The organism is Bacillus sp. SIMBA_031 (assembly GCF_046535225.1).
Taxonomy (GTDB): domain Bacteria; phylum Bacillota; class Bacilli; order Bacillales; family Bacillaceae; genus Bacillus; species Bacillus velezensis.
Genome location: NZ_JAWRXC010000066.1, coordinates 1 through 357 on the forward strand (window position 1 = coordinate 1; position 357 = coordinate 357).

Sequence of the window (357 nt, forward strand, 5' to 3'; positions counted from 1 at the left end):
CCAGATGCTTCTGAGTTTGTCTAAAAATGCGTATTTAAAGTAAAAGTTATGATATTTTTATCATAAAATTAATATTTTGTCAAATAAAATATTAATTTTGTTACAAACACAAATTGATTCACCATGAAAAAACAACATTTTTTTCTACTTTTCCTCTTATCAGGAATTTTTACTTATGCTCAAAATAAACTTTTTCCCCAAAGCTTTTTCGATAAAAAACTAGCCCAGGAAATGCTTGCCATCGGAACATCTAACATCGAAGGAGTTGCTTCTACAAAACAAAAAACGGTATATGGTTATAAGGCACCTTTAGCCAAAAAACAACTTGCACCAGAAGGCACATTGGTAACATTGTAT

General features: G+C 30.0%; 1 protein-coding gene. It reads left to right on the forward strand.

Features of this window, described 5'->3' with window-relative positions; all coding sequences use genetic code 11:
• Positions 1-123 precede the first annotated feature (123 nt).
• On the forward strand, positions 124-357 hold a 234-nt coding region (locus SB724_RS19530; protein ID WP_410572435.1), incomplete at its 3' end, for a hypothetical protein.